The sequence below is a fragment of the Ruminococcus sporogenes genome (assembly GCF_054655175.1).
In genome coordinates this window covers 995884-1014246 of the sequence record NZ_BAAHOA010000001.1, presented here as the reverse complement: position 1 = coordinate 1014246, position 18363 = coordinate 995884, and the positions used below count along the sequence as shown (strand labels likewise).

Below are 18363 nucleotides of genomic sequence, written 5' to 3'. Positions count from 1 at the left end.
AGGTATGTTCTATCCCAGGCTCGCTGTTACGGGTATATTAAAAAATAAAAAAACATATTTTCCATATATTTTAACCTGCGTCGGAATGATTATGATGTATTACATCATTACCTTTTTGTCCGCTGAAGAATCCATCTCCTTGTTAAGAGGAGGACCTCAGATACAAACTCTTTTAAATATAGGAAGAGGCGTCCTGGCTCTATTTTCTGTAATATTTTTATTTTATACCAACAGCTTTCTGATAAAAAACAGAAAAAGAGAATTTGGACTTTACAATATTCTTGGAATGGATAAAAAAAATATAGGAAGTATTATGGTATGGGAAACTGTTATAATATTTCTTATTTCTCTGATTGCAGGTATTCTTTGCGGAATGCTCTTTTCAAAATTTGCCCAATTGGCAATTATTAATTTTATGAAGGAAGAGCCGACAGGTAAATTTTCAGTATCACCCTCAATGATAACATCAACGTTTCTGATATATGCGGCGGCATTTGCCCTTATTCTACTAAACGGTCTGAGGCAGATACATTTATCAAATCCGATAGACCTGCTTCACAGCACAAATCAGGGAGAAAAACAGCCGCGGGCTAATTATATAACTGCGATTTTGGGTATCACCGCTTTAGCCGGCGGCTATTATATGGCAAATACAATCGAAAACCTTATGATGGCATTAAACTATTTCTTTATTGCAGTTATACTGGTAATAATAGGTACTTATCTGCTGTTTATATCGGGCTCAGTAGCTATTTTAAAAATGCTCAGAAGGAAAAAATCCTATTACTATAAAAGCAATCACTTTATTGCAGTTTCATCTATGGTTTTCAGAATGAAAAGAAGCGGAGCGGGTCTTGCCTCAATATGTATCCTCTCAACTGCTGTGCTTGTCATGATATCTTCTACTTCAAGTCTATTTATCGGCTCCGAAGACGCGCTGCAAACTCTTCATCCGAAAGATATAGTAATAGACGCTGATTCTATAGAAAATAAATACATTGATGAAATACAAAAAAATACTAATTCTATTCTCCAGAATTATAATTTAAGCCCGATTAATGAAAACGAATACCGTTCTCTTGATGTAACCGGATATAAAACCGGAAGCAAAGTAAGCTTTGACCAGTCGATAATTGATTCTGACGATTTCAACATGAACAATTTAGCAATGCTTTGTATAATACCACTTGAAGACTACAATAAATACACAAACGAATCAAAAACTCTTGAAAAAAATGAAATAATGATTTACTGTGAAAATTCCAGCTATAAGTATGATACTTTCGAATTGGAAAATATAAATAATTTTGAAGTAAAAGAGAAGTTAAGCAAATTTCCGTTTAAAAATATGAGCGCAATGATAAGCGTAGTATCGCGTATGTGGGTAATTGTTCCCGACATGGACGTTTTAAATAATATATATCAGTTACAGCTTGAGCAATACGGAGATCAGGCTTCAGACCTAACATATTATTACGGCTTTGATATCGACTGCGACGATAATACTCAAATTGCAGTGTATAATGAACTACAGGAAAAAAATTCAGGCTTAGGCATAAAAACTGACTGTATAAGCTTTGTTAATAAACGCGCCGATTATTACGGTATGCATGGCGGATTATTTTTTCTAGGAATCTTCTTAGGAATAATCTGCATCGCGGCAACGGTTCTGATAATGTATTACAAGCAAATAACGGAAGGATATGAAGACAGAAACAGATTTGAAATAATGCAAAAGGTCGGTATGACAAAAGGTGAAATAAAAAAGAGTATTCATTCTCAAATGCTGACGGTATTTTTGCTTCCGCTTATAGGCTCTGCAATAAATATTATCGCCGCATTCAATATAATAAAATATCTGCTTAACATGTTCGGTCTGTTTAACACTCCCCTTTTTATTGCGTCGTCCGCAATAAGCTTTATTGTTTTTGCAGTTTTCTATATCGTTATGTATATTATAACTTCAAGAGCATATTATAAGATCGTATGTGAAAATAATTAAGAATAAATTTTACCTCGGATAATCATGAAAAACGCCATGATTATCCGACGGTATTTATTCAGAATTATATATAGGATTTTTCTTGAAAAAAATTTTAAAAACCTATTGACATAGATATAAATTTGTGATATAATAATTAAGCACTCAGGAGAGTGATTAAAAATATGACGCGGTGTGGAGCAGCTAGGTAGCTCGTCGGGCTCATAACCCGAAGGTCGTTGGTTCAAATCCAGCCGCCGCAACCAAAAAGCCTCGTAAATGTGTTATTTACGAGGCGTATTTTTTTATCACGCAATGAAAATTTGATATACAAGGCGCCTTATAAACTAGGATTTATTCTTCATCTTGTCGTTCCAGAAAATTCTATTCAAAATATTCTTCATATTCTAATTCATCTTGCACTTCCGTTTCACATATAAAACTTATATTCTTACTTCCAAAAATCATTTCCAAATAGTCTTTTTCCTCTTCAAAAATAAATTTATCCTTTGAAATATTCTCATAAATTTTAACCACGCTTCCGTCTGTTTTTCTTGCGTCCATTATCCTTTTTATACCACTTTCCTGCTTTTCATCATATAAAATCACACTGCTGACTGTATCAATATCAATTGCTGTTAAACCACTATATATACTCACCAAAAAACTATCCGTCAGATAAATTTTATATTCTCCCAGCCACTTTGCATCTTTCCGATTGCACTCCTCGTCAACTTTTTTTGCCTGTGAATTTTTATATCCATTAAGCTCTGAATTTGAGTAAAATATGAATCCAAGACTAAGCAAAGCGAATAAACCGCCTAAAATCAAATTAACAATATAGCCCTCCTTTAAAATTCCGATATAATTAAGTTTTGTCACTCGAAGTTGAATATGTTTTTCATTTAAATACTCTGACACATTCTCAATAACCTGTTCATCAATAATTACATTCGTCATTCCCTCCAGTTTAGATTTACCTTTTTCTTCCAATTCCTCCTTTAGAGTTGCATACTGCTCTTCTTGCATACCTGAAATATAAGTTCCCGTTTTTGTTCTCACAAGATAATACCCCTCATATTTGTCCTCTGCTATTTTTTGTAAAACTTCGATAATTTCAAGATACGCCGTTTTATTGGCAGGGTTTGAATATTGATTCAATACATCTTCTAAAGGAGCAACATTATTTTTCTGATTACCAGTTGCAATTAATCCCCAAAGCACAAGCATTATTCCTAATACAAGCACTATAGAAAAAATATATAATAAAACTTTATACGGAAAATATGATTCCTTTATATGTTCGTTTGTGTACTTCATTCTTTCTCATCAACCTTTATGCGAATTCCGATTTGTAGGGTCGTTTCTTTGCTCACTTCTGCAAAAATAATTATACTATAATCGCCTTTAAGAATCAATATCTCACAGCTACAATTTACAAAACTCGTTCCGCAGCTTTCACCGGGAAAAATATATTCTCAATCTTCAATTTATCTATGCCTACAAACTTATAGAAAAATCTTTGCATTTAAAAAACCAAGTGCGCTAAGATAAAAAGAAATAAAAGCAAGAGCAACTGGCTCAGATTTCACTTTTGGGAGTGGACGAGGTTAGATGTTATTTTTTCTCATAATACTGGAAAAGCACCTAATTCAAAAAATCAAGTTGGCAAACCTTATACATATATTACAACATCGAATTTATATTGAAACAGATTTGAACTCACCGACTTAAAACAAATGTTATTTACAGATGCTGAATTAGAAAAATGCACAGTTAAAAAGGGTGATTTTCTTGTTTGTAAGGGTGGTGATATAGGACGCTCAGCCATATGGGAAAATGATGATGAAATTAGAATTCAAAATCATATTCTAAAATGAGACCTTATATAAAGTTGAATGTAAAATTTTACTATTATGTTTTATATTCAAATAAACATACTGAACGTATCAATGGAAAAGGTATAGGCATTCAAGGATTATCTTCAAATCAACTACACTCCTTGTTGTTTCCATTTCCTCCAATTAATGAACAGAATATTGTAACAAACAAAATTAACAGCTATTTTGAGTTTATTGATTACCTTGAAAAAGAAAAATCAAATCTCTAAACCGTAATCCAATCCACCAAATCCAAAATTCTCGACCTTGCAATCAGAGGAAAACTTGTACCGCAGGACCCGAATGATGAGCCTGCGAGCGTACTGCTTGAACGCATAAGAGCTGAGAAAGAAGAACTCATAAAACAGGGCAAAATCAAGCGTGATAAGAAGGAATCTGTTATCTTTAAAGGTGAGGATAACTTATGTTATCAGAAATATTTTCAGTACTGCAACTTATTTTTACGAAAAGTTAGTTGCTATTTTGAATAATAATGACATTGAAAATCATAGTCCGTATAAGCTTATTTTCCCTTATAAATTTGCTTAGCTATATTTGTTATCGATGTGTTTTTTCTTACTCATTCACTCCGATTTTTGCAGAATAATTCCGCATATTTTTCTGGAAAGCAATAGACTTTTATGTTAACCGTTAAAACCTTTCGCAACTTCTACAGGCTAATTGTCATTCGTCGAATTACAGTTAATCAACAAACATTTTCATTAACGGACTGATCCATTTATTTCTATGATAGGCGCAAACAGCGGATATCTTCAATATTGGTATTGATTGTAACTAAACTGTCGCTCATCAATTCATCTTCCACAACAGAACAGTCTATTAGTTTATAGAGACAGCGATACAAACGCTATCTGAAAGAGCATCACAAGATTACATGCACAAATCTGTTCACAGGCGCAGTCTGAACAGCTACCTTACTGATATTGACCGGCAAAAGCTGGAGATGTTTCTTCAGCTGATAAAGAAGATGGCAGAGCGTGAGGATATCACGGAAAAACTCAAAGTCGAAAATCAGTGGATGGGTTAGAAGAATAAATAATATCCAAGTCAGAGAAAAGGAGATTGTTAATAACGAATTGATTTGCTCATAGTAAAAAGCAGAGGAAGAATGGTACAAAAGCTACTATCTTTCCCCTCACTTTTTAGTCTGATATAAGACATATCCTAAGTCCGATTGTCCAATCGGTAGAACTGTAAAAATATCTGCCAGTGGTGGTAAACAGATAGGACTCCGAGTCAAAGCTATGGTAATTGCTTCCGCCACGCTTCACATAATTTCGTCCGCTTGTGTTTTGTGGGTTAGTCTGTTCTTCCGCTGAATAATCTCCGCCGTAATCGTCCACCCATTCATAAGCGTTGCCGCTCATGTCATAAAGACCAAGTTCATTCGGCGCTTTCGTCTTTACATCAATAGGGGCGTTGCTACCGGAATTTTCATAAGTAACAGCGACTTCGTTAATATCGTTGCTACCAGAATAAAGATAGCCCTTACTCAAATTTCCGCCTTTTGCGGCAAATTCCCATTGTGCCTCGGTAGGCAGACGAAAACGCATATCATCGGAGATTAAGCCCTGCTCACAAGCGATTTCTGTAAGCCTGTCAACAAAGGTATGAGCTTCGTTCCATGTTACGCTTGTTTTCGGGTTAGTGTTGCTGCCGCCGCCATTACCCATAACGGCGTTCCATAAGGCTTCTGTTACCTCTGTTTCTCCCATAAGATAGTCCTGTGTCAAAGTAACTTTGTGGGCAGGAGATTCGCTGAAGGCAACATTTGTATTATCTGATCCCATTGTGAAAGTCCCTGCCTCTACCAGTATCATTTTGAAATCTATACCCTTTATGGTATAGATTGTAGTTTTCAACGCTGTATCAGTTTGCATTGTTGGATTTGTTTGCTCATTGCTTGTGGTCTGTTCGGTTGAAGCAGTTTCCAATTCTGTTTTGTTATCCTCATTTGACACACTGTAATGACTATCGCTCATATCACTTCCTCCTGTTGTATTACTTCCGCATCCTGCAAGGCTGAATATAACAGCCATACACATTGCGATACACCGTATTTGTTTTCTCATTACGCTAACCTCCTTACTTTTTATGCGGAAAATCTTGCGGTGAGCAGATTCCGTCTGCCGCCATCTTTCCGCCGAATACAGGGAACATACTGAAATCGCCATAATTCTTGATTTTCTCGGCGTATTTCAGCGTTTCCATATCTTCATTTGAAATCTCAAAACTCATCTGCGCATTGTCTGCCATATGTGCCGGATTTGCCGTTTTCGGCAAGGGCAATGTCCCTAATTGCAAACAATAACGGATACAAAGCTGCGGAACAGAAACGCCATATTTTTTTGCCATATCTGCCATGCGACTGTTTTTCAACATTTCTCCGTGTGCAACGGGAGAATAGGCTTCCACAAGAATATCGTTCCTTTTGCAGTAATCAATCAAGTCAAGCGGCGTGTTCCCAATATGGCAAAGAATTTGATTAACAACAGGCTTTACCTTTCCATTTTTCAGAATATTGTCAAGGTCAATTTCCTCAAAGTTTGAAACGCCGATAGCTTTTAATTTGCCCTCATAATGTGCTTCTTCCAAAGCCCGCCACGCTTCAAGATTACCCTCAAAGAAATGTTCTCCATTGTGAAAATCCGTCCACGGCTGAGGAGCGTGGATAATCATTAGATCAAAATAGTCCAGTCCCGATACCCGTAAAGATTCTGCAATGGCTTCTTTTGCTTCCTTATAAGTTTTGTAGAACGCCTGCAATTTGGTTGTCACAAACAGTTCCTCACGGGAAACGCCGCAAGTGCGGATGCCTTCGCCCACGCCTCTTTCATTATCATAGCCTTGCGCTGTGTCAATATGGCGATAACCGATTTTTACAGCGTCCCTTACTGCCTGTGCCGCCTTATCATCGGGGATTTCCCAAGTGCCAAGTCCGAGTTTCGGAATTTTCATTCCATTAGAAAGTGTGTAAGTATCATTCAAAATCATAATAATCTCTCCTTTTTTATTTTGCTTTTTGCAGTACATAATCAATCTGATACAGTCTGTTTTGGTCGCTGTGTAAATCGTTTAGTATTTCCCCACGATATTGTCTAAGCAGCCGTATTCCCTTTGTCGTCTGTCCTTTTCGGATAGACTCAATAACAGAACACTTTGTTTCCTCATCAATATCAAGTTCCGATACACATTTTATAAGCTCCTCTGTTTTTTGAGTTTCATCTGCCAATCTTCCATTCCTCCTTTGTCTTACCAAGTTTCATATCTTTCGCCTGTGTCCAAATCTGCGATTTTCTGCATTTCTTCGTCGGACAATTCAAAATCGAAAATATTATAGTTTTCGGCAATATGATCTGGATTACTTGAACCGGGAATTGCGATATAGCCCGCCTGCAAATGCCACCGCAGGATAATCTGCGCTCCTGTTTTTCCGTGTGCTTCGGCAATTTCCGTAATGACTTCATTGTTCATTGAATCCGAGGTGTGTCCTCTACCTCCAAAGGGATAATAGGATTCAATAATCACGCCAAACTGTTTTACATAGCTTTTAAACTCTGTATTTTAGAAAAAAATGTGGTTTTCATTTTGAATAACAGCGGGCATTATTTTGGCATTTTCTGTAATACGCTCAAAATCCTCCTGCGTATAATAATTTGAAATCCCCAAAGAATTACTTTCCCCTTTTCAACAGCTCGTTCAATCGCCGCATAGAGTTCTTTTTCGTCAGTACCTTGTTGATGAATTAACAGTAAATCGATATAATCAAGTCCTAACGCCTCGATACATTCATCAATAGCAGCGTCGTAATCGTCAAATCCATAGGGAACAATTTTGGTTGTAATAAAAACATCTTCCCGTTTGACGATTCCCTCTGCGATTGCTCTGCGTACGCCATCTCCAACGCCCTGTGCATTGCCATAATATCTGGCGGTATCAATCAACCTGTACCCATCTTTTAAGGCATGATAAACAGAGTTTTCCGCTGTTTCATCATCAAGCGTCCAAGTGCCAAGACCAATGATCGGCATTTCATAACCGCTGTTCAAAAGTACCGTTTTCGATTCAAAATTAAAATCCGTACTTTGATTTGAAAAATCGTCCACCGACTGATTGTTATCCACCGACTGACTTTGTGACTGGTTGGCTGACGCTTCTTCCTGTTTTGTCGATGTGTCTGTATTGCTGCACCCTGCAAGATCAAAAACAATAAACAACAGCCCCAAAACAAAAGCTTTCCAATTCTTTTTATTCATTTAAGTGTACCTCCTTTGCATTTTTATTATAGCAAAAGCCCTTTCCTATTACAAATAGTTGTTTTTCATACGTTCCTATGCTTTACATTCATAGAAAGATGTGCTATAATTTCATTAGTTAAACGGAGGTAGGATTATGGAAATTCGTGTACTCAAATATTTCATTACTGTTGCACAGGAGGAAAATATGACAAGAGCGGCGGAAGTGCTGCATACCACACAGTCTAATTTATCAAGGCAGCTTGCCGAACTTGAAAATTCAGTAGGAAAAAAGTTGTTTGAACGGGGAAGCAGAAAAATAACGCTCACGGAGGAGGGTATGTTTCTCCGCAAGCGTGCAAAAGAAATTATAGAATTAACCGAACGAACGGAAGATGATTTGAAAACTTTTAATGAGATTGTCAGCGGCGTCGTTCATATCGGCGCTATTGAAACGCAGACAATGAAAATGATTGCAAACTGTATTATGTCGCTCAAAGAATCCCACCCACAAATTACTTATGATTTTTTTAGTGGAAGCATTGCGGAGATTACAGACGGTTTGAATAAGGGTTTGCTTGACTTTGGGTTGCTTGTCGCACCTGTGGATATGCAGAAGTTTGATTATATCAAGCTCCCGAAAAATGATGTGTTTGGTCTGCTTATGCGTAACGATTGCCCGCTTGCTTCTTTACAGACCGTTCATCCAGAGGACATCGGGGATTTGCCCGTATGGGTAGCGCACCAACAGCTTGAGGGAAATGTTTTGTCCGGCTGGCTTGGGCGAGATGTGCAGAGTTTGAATATTGTTTCTACATTCAATCTGATTACTACGCCCTCTATGATGATAGAAGAAGGCTTTGGTATGGCGTTTACCTTTGACAACCTTGTAAACATACCCGAAAAAAGCAATCTGTGTTTCCGTCCGCTTGAACCAAAAGTAGAGGCAGAGCTTTATCTTGTTTGGAAGAAATTTCAGATGTTTACAAAGCCTGCGGAGCTGTTTCTTGAAAGTGTCCAAAAAAAATATTGTTTCTCACAAATTTTGAAAATGTGTTAGAATAACCAACTATGTGTTCCATTAATTTATTCAACATACCAAAATCAAATGGTATTCCCGTTTCCTCGTAAAATACTCAAAAACCTTTGAAAAAACATTATCGAATATACATTCTGTTAAGGTTGCCGGATCTTGTATGTTTCGTATATTCAGAGAAACATATTTCATATTCCACACAAATATTTCCCCGGTGAAAATGCGGAACTGAAAATTGAATTTATACGCAAAATTGTTGCGCCTTGCGAATAGATTTCTGCATCCTGATGCAGTATAATGTTTGAATATAGAAAAATCGACGGCAAAAGTGAGAAAGCAAAGCCGTTCCAAAAGCATAGAAATAAATAAGCTTAGGAGAAAAGAAGCTATGACAACTACAAACACAAGGGATAAGTCTGTCCCCGCAACAAACAAGACCTCTGAATTCATTTCAAATTCTGGTATCAACGTCAAAGTGACATACCTCGATGCAGTTTCCGAAGCCGTACGCTGACAAAAAATAAACAGAATGTATGATATTCTCACCGGTGCAATGTGCAGCACAGAAAATGCAGAAAACAGCAGTTAACCGGATAATATGCCGAAAATGGCTTGCAATATTCGGTGGTCTGCGCTAATATTATAACAGCAAAACCGACTGTCCGATTGCAAACACAATATCGGAGGTCAAAATGACAACAAAAACAAATACAAACGGAATCACAGCTATCTATGTCCGCCGTTCCGTCAGCGACAAAGACAGGGGGAACAACACCCTTTCGATAGCTGCACAGAAAGAGGAATGTGTGAAATTTGCAGGTAAATGCGATTATCGGATTTACTGCAATGACGGAAAATCGGGTAAGGATATTGCTCACCGTCCTGCATTTTAGCAGATGATGCAGGACGCTCGCAACGGACTTCTCAGCCGTATTATCGTCAAGAAATATGACAGATTTTCCCAAAATATGCGTGAATATCTCAACATCATCGACGAACTGGATAAGTACGGCGTTACCGTCTATTCTCTCTCTGAGCCGTTCAACACGGCTACCAAAGAGGGACGTATGATGCGTAACAATCGGCTAAACTTCGCTGAGTTTGAACGTGAAACCATTGCCGCAAGAGTTGCCGATGCTTTTCAGACAAAAGCAAGAGAAACCGGCTTTTATCATGGCGGTAAAATCCAGTTTGGGTACATATCCGAAAGACGCACCGTCAACGGAAAAACAGGCTCTGTGCTTGTTCCCTCGGAGAATGCCGAAGCTGTGAGATTGGCATAAGATTGACCTCCTTTGGAAATTGTTTTTCGGGCAATAAAAAAGCGCCTCTGATTAAATATCAGAAACGCTAAATAATTGTAAAACCTTATTGTCAGTAGCAGGATTTACCACGATATTAAATTATTAGTTTATGGAAAGCCGCAAAAGTCAATACAGTACAGTTTGAAACGATAAGCTCCCCATGTTATTAAGTAATTTGTTTTTTTTATGTCTGACAGAATATGCGTTTACCCCCGAATCAAAATTTTACTAATATCACATGATTATCTCCGGCTTATATTCCTCCAGCCAGTATTCAAATTGGAGCATATACGCCGTAAGCTGGACCGCTGTCATAAGCTGTCCGAACCAAGGCTTTCCGTATTCATTCGGAGCCTTGAGAAATTTCATTACCTTCCTGCCGTCAACAAATTCGTTTATCGGATTATTTTTGTTGTTCACTATACCTGTAAGTCTTTCGGAAAGTATTTTTTCATAAGCGGGATTATAGGTTTTAGGGTACGGGCTTTTTTTGCGGTATAGCAGTTCATGGGGAACAATGTCCTTAAAAGCGTCGCGAAGAAGCGATTTTTCAACGCCGTTTCTGCGTTTCATCTCCCACGGAACATTAAACACATATTCAATAATTCTGTGGTCTGCAAAGGGTACTCTCGCCTCTAGCCCGGAATACATACTGGTTCTGTCCATTCGGTCAAGAAGAGTCTGCATAAACCATTTTATGTTTAGATACGTTATCTCTCTTCGCCTTTTTTCTTCCTGAGATTCACCCTCCAAAATCGGCGCCTGCTTTACGGATTCAATGTATCTTTTACTTACATATTCTTCTAAATCAAGTTTTTTTATAAAATCATCATGCAAAAGACACTGCCTTACTGAAATATTTTTAGACCACGGAAAGCCGTTCCCCATAAGCAGATCCTCACGATAAAACCACGGATAACCGCCGAAAATCTCGTCGGCACATTCTCCTGTAAGAGCAACCTTATTCTTCTCTTTCACAAGACTGCAAAAATACAGCATAGAGGCGTCTACGTCAGCCATGCCGGGTAAATCCTTTACTTTCATGGCGTCAAAAAGCAAGTCCGCAAGATTTTCCTCATCACATTCAAGATAGGTATGGTTTGTGTTTATGTGACCAAGCATAATGTCTACATAAGGTCTGTCGCGCTCAGGCTGAAAGCTGTTTGAGGTAAAATATTTATCATTGCCGGAAAAATCGAATGAAAATGTATTTAGCTTTCCGCCAGACTTTTCCATATAAGACGCTGAAACAGCAGTAACTATACTCGAATCAATTCCGCCTGAAAGAAAGCTGCAAACCGGGACGTCCGACACCATTTGACTTGTTATCGCGTCCCTCACAAGATAAGAAACCTTGTCAACCGTTTCAGCGTAGCTGTCTTTATGAACCTTACTTTTCAAGTCCCAGTATTTATGTAACGTCAAGCCGCTTTCAGAAAATACAGCAAAATGCCCCGGTACTATTTCTGAAACATCGTCGAAAACTCCGCAGCCATGAGTTCTTGCCGGACCTACGCCGAATATTTCACGGAATCCGTTTATGCTTATACGAGGTTTAATATCAGGATGCGCAAACAGTCCCTTTATCTCGGAGGCAAAGATCAGTTCGCCGTTTTGCACTGTGTAAAAAAGCGGTTTTACACCCGCCCTATCCCTTGCAAGCATGAGGGTATTATTTCCGCCGTCCCAAATCGCAAAGGCAAATATACCGTTCAGATAGTCAACGCACCGCGTACCGTACTGCATATACAAAAGCAATATTACCTCTGTGTCACAAGTGGTTTCAAATTTATATCCCAGCGATTTCAGGCGGAGTGTAAGCTCGCCGGTGTTGTAGATCTCTCCGTTAAATACTATTATGTACTCTGCGCCATCGCGCGATTTTATCATAGGCTGAGCGCCGCCTGAGATGTCCCTAATGGAAAGCCGCGTATGACTGAATCCAACGTTTCTTCTCAGACATTCGCCCGTCTGGTCATTTCCTCTGTACGCAAATGATTGTCTCATCTTTTTTAATATATCAATACGGCTTTTAAAGTAATTTTCAATAGCTGTGTAATCCTTATCAAAACTGCTGAATCCGGCTATTCCACACATATTTATCCCTCCAAAATAATACTGAATCATATTGATTCCATGAATTATTATATGTGCGGAGAGAGAAAAAGTTCAAATCAATTTTACTATTTTAACAACCTTCCGGCATACGTTTCCAACCTCAAACCTGACATTCATTCAGCGTATATGTTTACTAAAATCCAATCTTTATTATTTTGCATATATTTTCCATAATAAACTTTTCTGCGCTCCTGATCTTCGGGATCTGAGCTTACTGGACAATAAGTTGCTGCTTTTAATTTTTGCATTACAATTTCCTACTTTTTAATAAAAATAAACGAGAGTTCAACTTATAGGATTTGAACTCTCGTTTTTTGTAGTTTTCGAATAACAAAAAGCTGCATTTTTGTGCAATTTACACTAAAATGCAACTTTCAATTTGGTGCCGGTGGCGGGGGTCGAACCCGCACTCTGTTGCCAGAACGGGATTTTGAGTCCCGCGCGTCTGCCAATTCCACCACACCGGCAAATTATAAATGCATTAGATAAAAAAATACCTGTTGCATCCAAGAAAAATTTAAATTGTAAATGAAACGAACTGAAATTCGGTAGTCATTTTGGTAGAAAAAATGTAAATCGAAAAAAGTTTTTCTACCAAATGTGTAAGCCGAAACTAATAAAACACCGATAAATAGCGCATTTCAAAAGGAGATACAATCAAGAACAAGCAAAATTCAAAAAACACCATATAATTTTGAATCCAGCATGCCTGTCAATTCCATCACACCGCTACATTTAACTATACTATTATAGCATTATATTCCGGAATTGTCAAGCGTTATATATCCTTAACTTTATAATTCTCCATTTTTTCTTTTTATAAATCTAATATCTATTCCGACAAACTCAAGGCAGTCGTATGTAGTAAGCAATCTTGATACTATTCTATCGTCATATTTTTTCTGTATACCTTCATGATTAAGGTTAGTGCTAATAATAGTAGGCAATCCCTTATTCATTCTTGTATTTATAATATTATACATGGTTGAAATATAAAATGGGGTATCAAATTCTGAACCAAGATCGTCGAGTATAAGCAAATCAGAAGACAGCAGCATTTCAAGAGTATCCACACCGCTTGTATCACGGCCAAAGTGTTCCTTTTCGATTCTTCTCAGATAATTTAAAGACGAATCGTAAAGAACATTAAAACCCTTTTTAAGCACTTCGTTAGCAATCGACAGCGATAAATGAGTTTTACCAAGACCGGTTTTGCCAAACATCAAAATATTATGAGATGACAATGTAAAATTATCGGCATAATTTTTACAGTAATTAAAAATTTTGCTCATAATATCCCTATATTCTGCCGTCTCCTCTGTTGTTTTCCCCTGATAATAATTAAGCTTAAAGCTATCAAAGCTGCAAAGCTGTATCTGTGAGCCGGCATTCATTTTGCCTACTGAAAGTCTTGCTATCAAACTTTTAAAGCATGTACATTTTTGATTTCCAACAAAACCGGTATCAGCGCATTCACTGCATGTATACTTAATCTTAAGATAGTCTTCAGGATAACCGTATTGAATAAGAAGCGATTTTACCATAAGCTGAGCCTGAAAGTTTTTATCTTTCATTTCCTGTATTCTTGCAGAAACATTTTCTCCGCTTTTAATAATATTTAAAATTTCCATACCTGTACGTGCAAGTTGACTGTTTATTTCACCGATTTCAGGTATTTTAGTATTTATTTCTTCAAAATGAAGGTCATTTAATGCCTTAGCCCTGTTTCTTCTTTGTCTTATAATATCAATAGCCTTATTTAATATTTCTTTATTTTCACCCATCATTTATCACCAAAATTATTCACAAACGATTTTAATTCATTTAAATCATAGGAATGCTCGCTTTCCCTTTCTGTCCTTGCATTACGTTTATTATTACCGCCGTCAATTTTTGCTTTAGTAATAAGTCCCTGCGAATACCAATTTTCCAATACCTTATTTATATAAGGAAAATTTAATTTATCTATCGCCTCAATTGTTTTTTCATATGCATATTCAATCAGTTCAAGGCTATAACCTTTTTTCTTCCAGCTATCAATTAACTCCTGCTGCTTTGCGGTAGGGCGTCTTGTCATACCGAATGCCTTCATAATCCTGCCGTTGAATGTGTTCTTTTCTTCCTGTGCCTTTATTTCATCCTGAACAAGCTCAAGAGTATTGATTCCTTTTTCGGACCAGTCTGACGCCAAAGTTTCTATGTATTTGATACTCCCCTTTTCTATAGAAATACAGTATGCCGCTATAGTTATAAGTACGTCTGCCGACAAACCAAGATAATCATGCATCCATATAAAGGATCTCTGCTCCGTATGGTTTAAGGGACGTCCGAAGCTGGCCTCAGCCATATTAAACATTACTCTTACATCTTCTGAATTTTCTACTCTCTGCGCTATCTCGGAGGGCTTCAAGCTATAACCGGTTCCAGAAGGTATACTGCTTTTTTTAACCGGAGCTGCAATTTTTTCTTCTGAAACAGGCTCAGAAACGGAAGAACTAATCAACGGTTTTTCGTCTCTTTTAAGTATATTCGCATTTTCCCAGAATATAAACGCTTCTTCTATCTGGTTTATATTAAGATTAAGAGCACAGGCCGCTTCGTCTGACGCAAGCTTCTTTCCGTTATTCCGTAAAATATATAAAAGAACCTTTAATGAGGCTTCATTAGCTAACTTTATATAATTATCAACAACTGCATTAGGGACGGCAAAAACAGCTCCCCAGCTACCGGCATTTACAAAATATTCCATACGGTTAAAAACTCCTAAACTCCTTTTGCGCGCAGAAGCTCCTCCTCCGCACTTTTCAGCATTGTACGGCTGGGATTATCTCCGCCCATTATACGTGCTATTTCCCTTATGCGCCCTTCAAAATCAAGAGGAATCACATTAGTAACTGTCCTGTCGTTTACAGTATTTTTTTCTATAAGCAAATGACTGTCGGCCATAACCGCAAGCTGCGATAAATGAGTTACGCATAAAATCTGTCTAATTTTGCTCATCTGCTTTATTTTAATACCTATTTTTTGAGCCGCGCGTCCGCTGACGCCGGTGTCAATTTCGTCAAAAATAAGAGTTGGTATAGAATCCTTCTCCGCTATAACGCTTTTTAAAGCAAGCATTATTCTTGAAAGCTCGCCTCCGGAGGCAATTCTGGCAATCGGCTTGGGCGCTTCTCCCTTATTAGCTGAAATTAAAAATTCTATATTATCCATACCGTTTACAGTAAGCTTACCCTTTTCTTGACCGACCTCTATAATAACGTTAGGCATATCCAGAAACTGCAGTTCTTTTTTAACCTGCTCTTTAAATTTCTTTCCCGCTTCTTCCCTATGAACAGAAAGCTTTTTGGCTTTTTCCGTAACCTCATGCAGAAGCTTATCCTTTTCAGCAGATAAAATTTTAAGCGACTCATCAGAAAATTCAATTGTTTCAAGCTCTGAAAGCGAATCCTCAAAAAGCTTGAGAAGCTCCTTAAATCCGCAGTTATATTTTTTCATAGCCATATTTATTTTATTATAGCGGTTCGTTATATAATCAAATCTTCTTTCATCAATGTCAAGAGAGTCTTCTATTCTGTTAAGCTCGTCCGAAATATCGCTAAGCTCGATCCTTGCCGCAGTCAATCTTTCAAGCAGTTCTCCGGTTTCAGCAGAAACATCCGTTATTCCGCCGAGTTCTTCCTCGCATGACAATATCATATCAAGAACATTTTCAGAATTTTCACCGGTTAAAATTATACCGGCATTTCCTGCCGCTCTGGCTATTCTGTCAACATTCTGTATCATATTATATTCACGCTCAAGCTCGTCGTATTCCAGAGTCTGTAATTCCAGCTCCTTAAGCTCGTCGACGCGATCTTTTAATATAATTAATCTATCGCGCTTTTCAATACGGTTTTTTTTCATTTCACCGATTTTTTTTGCCATAGACTGCAGGCGTCTAAAGCTATCCCTGTAATCTTCAAGAATATCTGCGCTTTCTCCGAAACTGTCAAGTACGTCAATATGACGTTCGGGAGATAATAGTATCTGATTATCATGCTGTCCGTGAATGGTTATAAGCAGTTCTCCTATTTCCCTAAGAACCGAAACCGTAGTAGTACGGGAATTTATTCTGGCTACGCTTCCTCCGTCTGCTGCAATTTCTCTTGTAACTGTAATTTCGCCGTCCGTATGAGCTATTCCAAGCTCGTCTAATTTATCGCAGACGTTTTTTCCAAGCTTTGAAAATAGGGCTGTTATAACAGCTTTTTTACTTCCCGTTCTGACAATATCTTTTGTAACCCTCTGCCCTAAAACAGCGTTTATCCCATTTATCAATATTGATTTTCCGGCTCCCGTTTCACCGGTAAAAACATTGAAGGAATCCGAAAAAGGTATAACGGCTTTTTCAATTACAGCAAGATTTTCTATGTAAATCTCTTTCAGCATATTAAGCCCCCCATACTAATTCCTTGAATGTTTTTACAAGCTTTCGGGCGTCCGCTTCGCTTCTCATCAAAATAAAAATAGTATCGTCGCCGGCAATCGTACCAACTATCCCGTTGTAATCCATGCTGTCAAGAGCCGCACAGGCAGCCTGAGCCATTCCGGTATGACATTTTACAACAACAGTATTTACCGCAAAATCTATATCCGTTACAGTATCCTTAAATAAATTCTGCTTGAAAAAATTTTCAGACGGAGCAGCATATCTGTATATTCCGTTTTTATTTATTTTTTTTATCAGCTTAAGTTCCTTTATATCTCTTGAAACCGTTGCCTGAGTCACATTAAAGCCGTAATCCGAAAGGAGATTCTGAAGCATTTCCTGAGTTTCAACATCATGCATTTTTATTATATCAAGTATTTTATATTGTCTTTTATTTTTCATTTAAAATCAAAACCGCCTTTCCAATCAGCTCCGTAAAAATCTTATTTTATAGGATGCATCATTTTTTTATTCAGAGAATTGTAAAACGAATTATCGTTCATGTTAATAAGATGAATCTTATTTTCTGAACGTCTTATTTCAACAATATCGCCAGCTTCAAGCATTACAGGCGCATTACCGTCCACGCAGACATAGATTTTCCGGTTATCCTTATTATCCTGAACGAATTTTATTTTTTTATCAGCTTTAAAAATCATAGGTCTTGCAAAAAGAGAATGAGGACATATCAAGGTCATTTCAATACATTCCATACCTGGATCTATAATAGGTCCGCCTGCTGAAAGAGAGTATGCGGTAGATCCGGTAGGAGTACTGAAAATTGCGCCGTCAGCTCTGTATGCTCCGATTCTTCCTTTATCGTCAAAAATTTTAAAATCGCATATACTTGAATACATTCCGGACATTGTAATATCATTTAATGCGGTAAAAACCTTATTTTTACCGTTACCGTTTATTTCACATTCAAGCATCATTCTCTCAATAACGTTATAATCTCCGTTTTTAAGTCCATTAAGACAATCAAGCTGATCAAACTCCAAAGCCGACATAAAGCCAAGTCTTCCTGTATTAATTCCTAAAAGCTTTGTTTTGCATTCAATAAGATGACTGGCGCATTTCAAAATAGTGCCGTCGCCGCCAATTGCCAATGCAAAATCCGCTCCCTTAACAAATTCATCGAATAATCCGAATTTCACAGATTTTTTATCTTTAAAATCTCTGCAATAACTCTGATCAACCCAAACCTCAATATCAATATTATGTAATATATCACAGACAGCCCTTGCACATTCAAGCGCGTTATTTTTCTGAAAATTCGGAAATACGGCAGCTTTCATATTTTCCTCCGATTTTAAT

General features: G+C 37.5%; 17 protein-coding genes, 2 tRNA genes and 1 pseudogene. 6 read left to right on the top strand and 14 right to left on the bottom strand.

Going from position 1 to position 18363, the window contains the following annotated elements; translation table 11 throughout:
* Positions 1-4 precede the first annotated feature (4 nt).
* Together ACYQ0N_RS05535 and ACYQ0N_RS05530 are read left to right on the top strand one after the other, a co-directional pair.
* On the top strand, positions 5-2002 hold the full coding sequence (locus ACYQ0N_RS05535) for an FtsX-like permease family protein (protein WP_460162183.1): 1998 nt from the start codon (positions 5-7) through the stop codon (positions 2000-2002).
* A 168-nt stretch (positions 2003-2170) separates the two neighbouring features.
* Positions 2171-2247, top strand: a tRNA-Met gene (locus ACYQ0N_RS05530).
* A 118-nt stretch (positions 2248-2365) separates the two neighbouring features.
* On the opposite strand, the gene ACYQ0N_RS05525 is transcribed toward ACYQ0N_RS05530, so the two are convergent.
* A complete protein-coding gene (locus ACYQ0N_RS05525; protein WP_460162056.1) occupies positions 2366-3205 on the bottom strand; it encodes a hypothetical protein in 840 nt (279 codons plus the stop codon).
* Positions 3206-4708: 1503 nt separating this feature from the next.
* On the opposite strand from ACYQ0N_RS05525, the gene ACYQ0N_RS05520 reads away from it, so the two are divergent.
* On the top strand, positions 4709-4909 hold the full coding sequence (locus ACYQ0N_RS05520; protein ID WP_460162182.1) for a TnpV protein: 201 nt from the start codon (positions 4709-4711) through the stop codon (positions 4907-4909).
* A gap of 115 nt (positions 4910-5024) precedes the next feature.
* Here the strand turns inward: ACYQ0N_RS05520 and ACYQ0N_RS05515 are convergent, their stop codons facing one another.
* From ACYQ0N_RS05515 to ACYQ0N_RS05495, 5 genes are all read right to left on the bottom strand, one after another.
* Positions 5025-5954: a formylglycine-generating enzyme family protein gene (locus tag ACYQ0N_RS05515; RefSeq protein ID WP_177531458.1), complete on the bottom strand. Its 930-nt coding sequence runs from the start codon at positions 5952-5954 to the stop codon at positions 5025-5027.
* A 13-nt stretch (positions 5955-5967) separates the two neighbouring features.
* The gene (locus tag ACYQ0N_RS05510) at positions 5968-6876 is read right to left on the bottom strand and encodes an aldo/keto reductase (protein WP_177531457.1); all 909 of its coding nucleotides are present in this window, start codon (positions 6874-6876) and stop codon (positions 5968-5970) included.
* A 16-nt stretch (positions 6877-6892) separates the two neighbouring features.
* Positions 6893-7114: a hypothetical protein gene (locus ACYQ0N_RS05505; RefSeq protein ID WP_460162055.1), complete on the bottom strand. Its 222-nt coding sequence runs from the start codon at positions 7112-7114 to the stop codon at positions 6893-6895.
* Positions 7115-7134: 20 nt separating this feature from the next.
* Positions 7135-7356 carry an aldo/keto reductase gene (locus ACYQ0N_RS05500; protein WP_460162054.1) on the bottom strand — a complete coding sequence of 74 codons (222 nt, stop codon included), beginning with the start codon at positions 7354-7356 and terminating at the stop codon, positions 7135-7137.
* Positions 7357-7487: 131 nt separating this feature from the next.
* Positions 7488-8138: an aldo/keto reductase gene (locus ACYQ0N_RS05495; protein WP_460162053.1), complete on the bottom strand. Its 651-nt coding sequence runs from the start codon at positions 8136-8138 to the stop codon at positions 7488-7490.
* A 136-nt stretch (positions 8139-8274) separates the two neighbouring features.
* Between ACYQ0N_RS05495 and ACYQ0N_RS05490 the strand changes: the two genes are divergently transcribed.
* The 3 genes and pseudogenes from ACYQ0N_RS05490 to ACYQ0N_RS05480 all read left to right on the top strand — a co-directional run bounded on the left by ACYQ0N_RS05490 (position 8275) and on the right by ACYQ0N_RS05480 (position 10436).
* Positions 8275-9177: a LysR family transcriptional regulator gene (locus tag ACYQ0N_RS05490; protein WP_460162052.1), complete on the top strand. Its 903-nt coding sequence runs from the start codon at positions 8275-8277 to the stop codon at positions 9175-9177.
* Between the two features lie 277 nt (positions 9178-9454).
* A complete protein-coding gene (locus ACYQ0N_RS05485) occupies positions 9455-9667 on the top strand; it encodes a hypothetical protein (RefSeq protein ID WP_460162051.1) in 213 nt (70 codons plus the stop codon).
* 178 nt (positions 9668-9845) lie between these two features.
* Positions 9846-10436, top strand: a pseudogene (locus tag ACYQ0N_RS05480) (recombinase family protein).
* A gap of 255 nt (positions 10437-10691) precedes the next feature.
* Here ACYQ0N_RS05480 and asnB read toward each other — a convergent pair.
* From asnB to ACYQ0N_RS05440, 8 genes are all read right to left on the bottom strand, one after another.
* Positions 10692-12554, bottom strand: a complete 1863-nt coding sequence (gene asnB / locus ACYQ0N_RS05475; protein ID WP_460162050.1) for an asparagine synthase (glutamine-hydrolyzing) — start codon at positions 12552-12554, stop codon at positions 10692-10694.
* 134 nt (positions 12555-12688) lie between these two features.
* Entirely contained in the window at positions 12689-12823 is a 135-nt protein-coding gene (locus ACYQ0N_RS05470; protein ID WP_460162049.1) for a hypothetical protein, read from the bottom strand.
* Between the two features lie 132 nt (positions 12824-12955).
* A tRNA-Leu gene (locus tag ACYQ0N_RS05465) sits at positions 12956-13042 on the bottom strand.
* Positions 13043-13369: 327 nt separating this feature from the next.
* Entirely contained in the window at positions 13370-14359 is a 990-nt protein-coding gene (locus ACYQ0N_RS05460) for an ATP-binding protein (protein WP_177531453.1), read from the bottom strand.
* Positions 14359-15324, bottom strand: coding sequence for a DnaD domain-containing protein (locus ACYQ0N_RS05455; protein ID WP_177531452.1), 966 nt, complete (start codon positions 15322-15324; stop codon positions 14359-14361). Before ACYQ0N_RS05455 ends, ACYQ0N_RS05460 begins: the two co-directional genes overlap by 1 nt.
* A 14-nt stretch (positions 15325-15338) precedes the next feature.
* Entirely contained in the window at positions 15339-17006 is a 1668-nt protein-coding gene (gene recN, locus ACYQ0N_RS05450; RefSeq protein WP_177531451.1) for a DNA repair protein RecN, read from the bottom strand.
* 1 nt (position 17007) lies between these two features.
* A complete protein-coding gene (argR, locus tag ACYQ0N_RS05445) occupies positions 17008-17448 on the bottom strand; it encodes an arginine repressor (protein ID WP_177531450.1) in 441 nt (146 codons plus the stop codon).
* Between the two features lie 41 nt (positions 17449-17489).
* A complete protein-coding gene (locus tag ACYQ0N_RS05440; RefSeq protein WP_177531449.1) occupies positions 17490-18344 on the bottom strand; it encodes an NAD(+)/NADH kinase in 855 nt (284 codons plus the stop codon).
* Positions 18345-18363 lie beyond the last annotated feature (19 nt).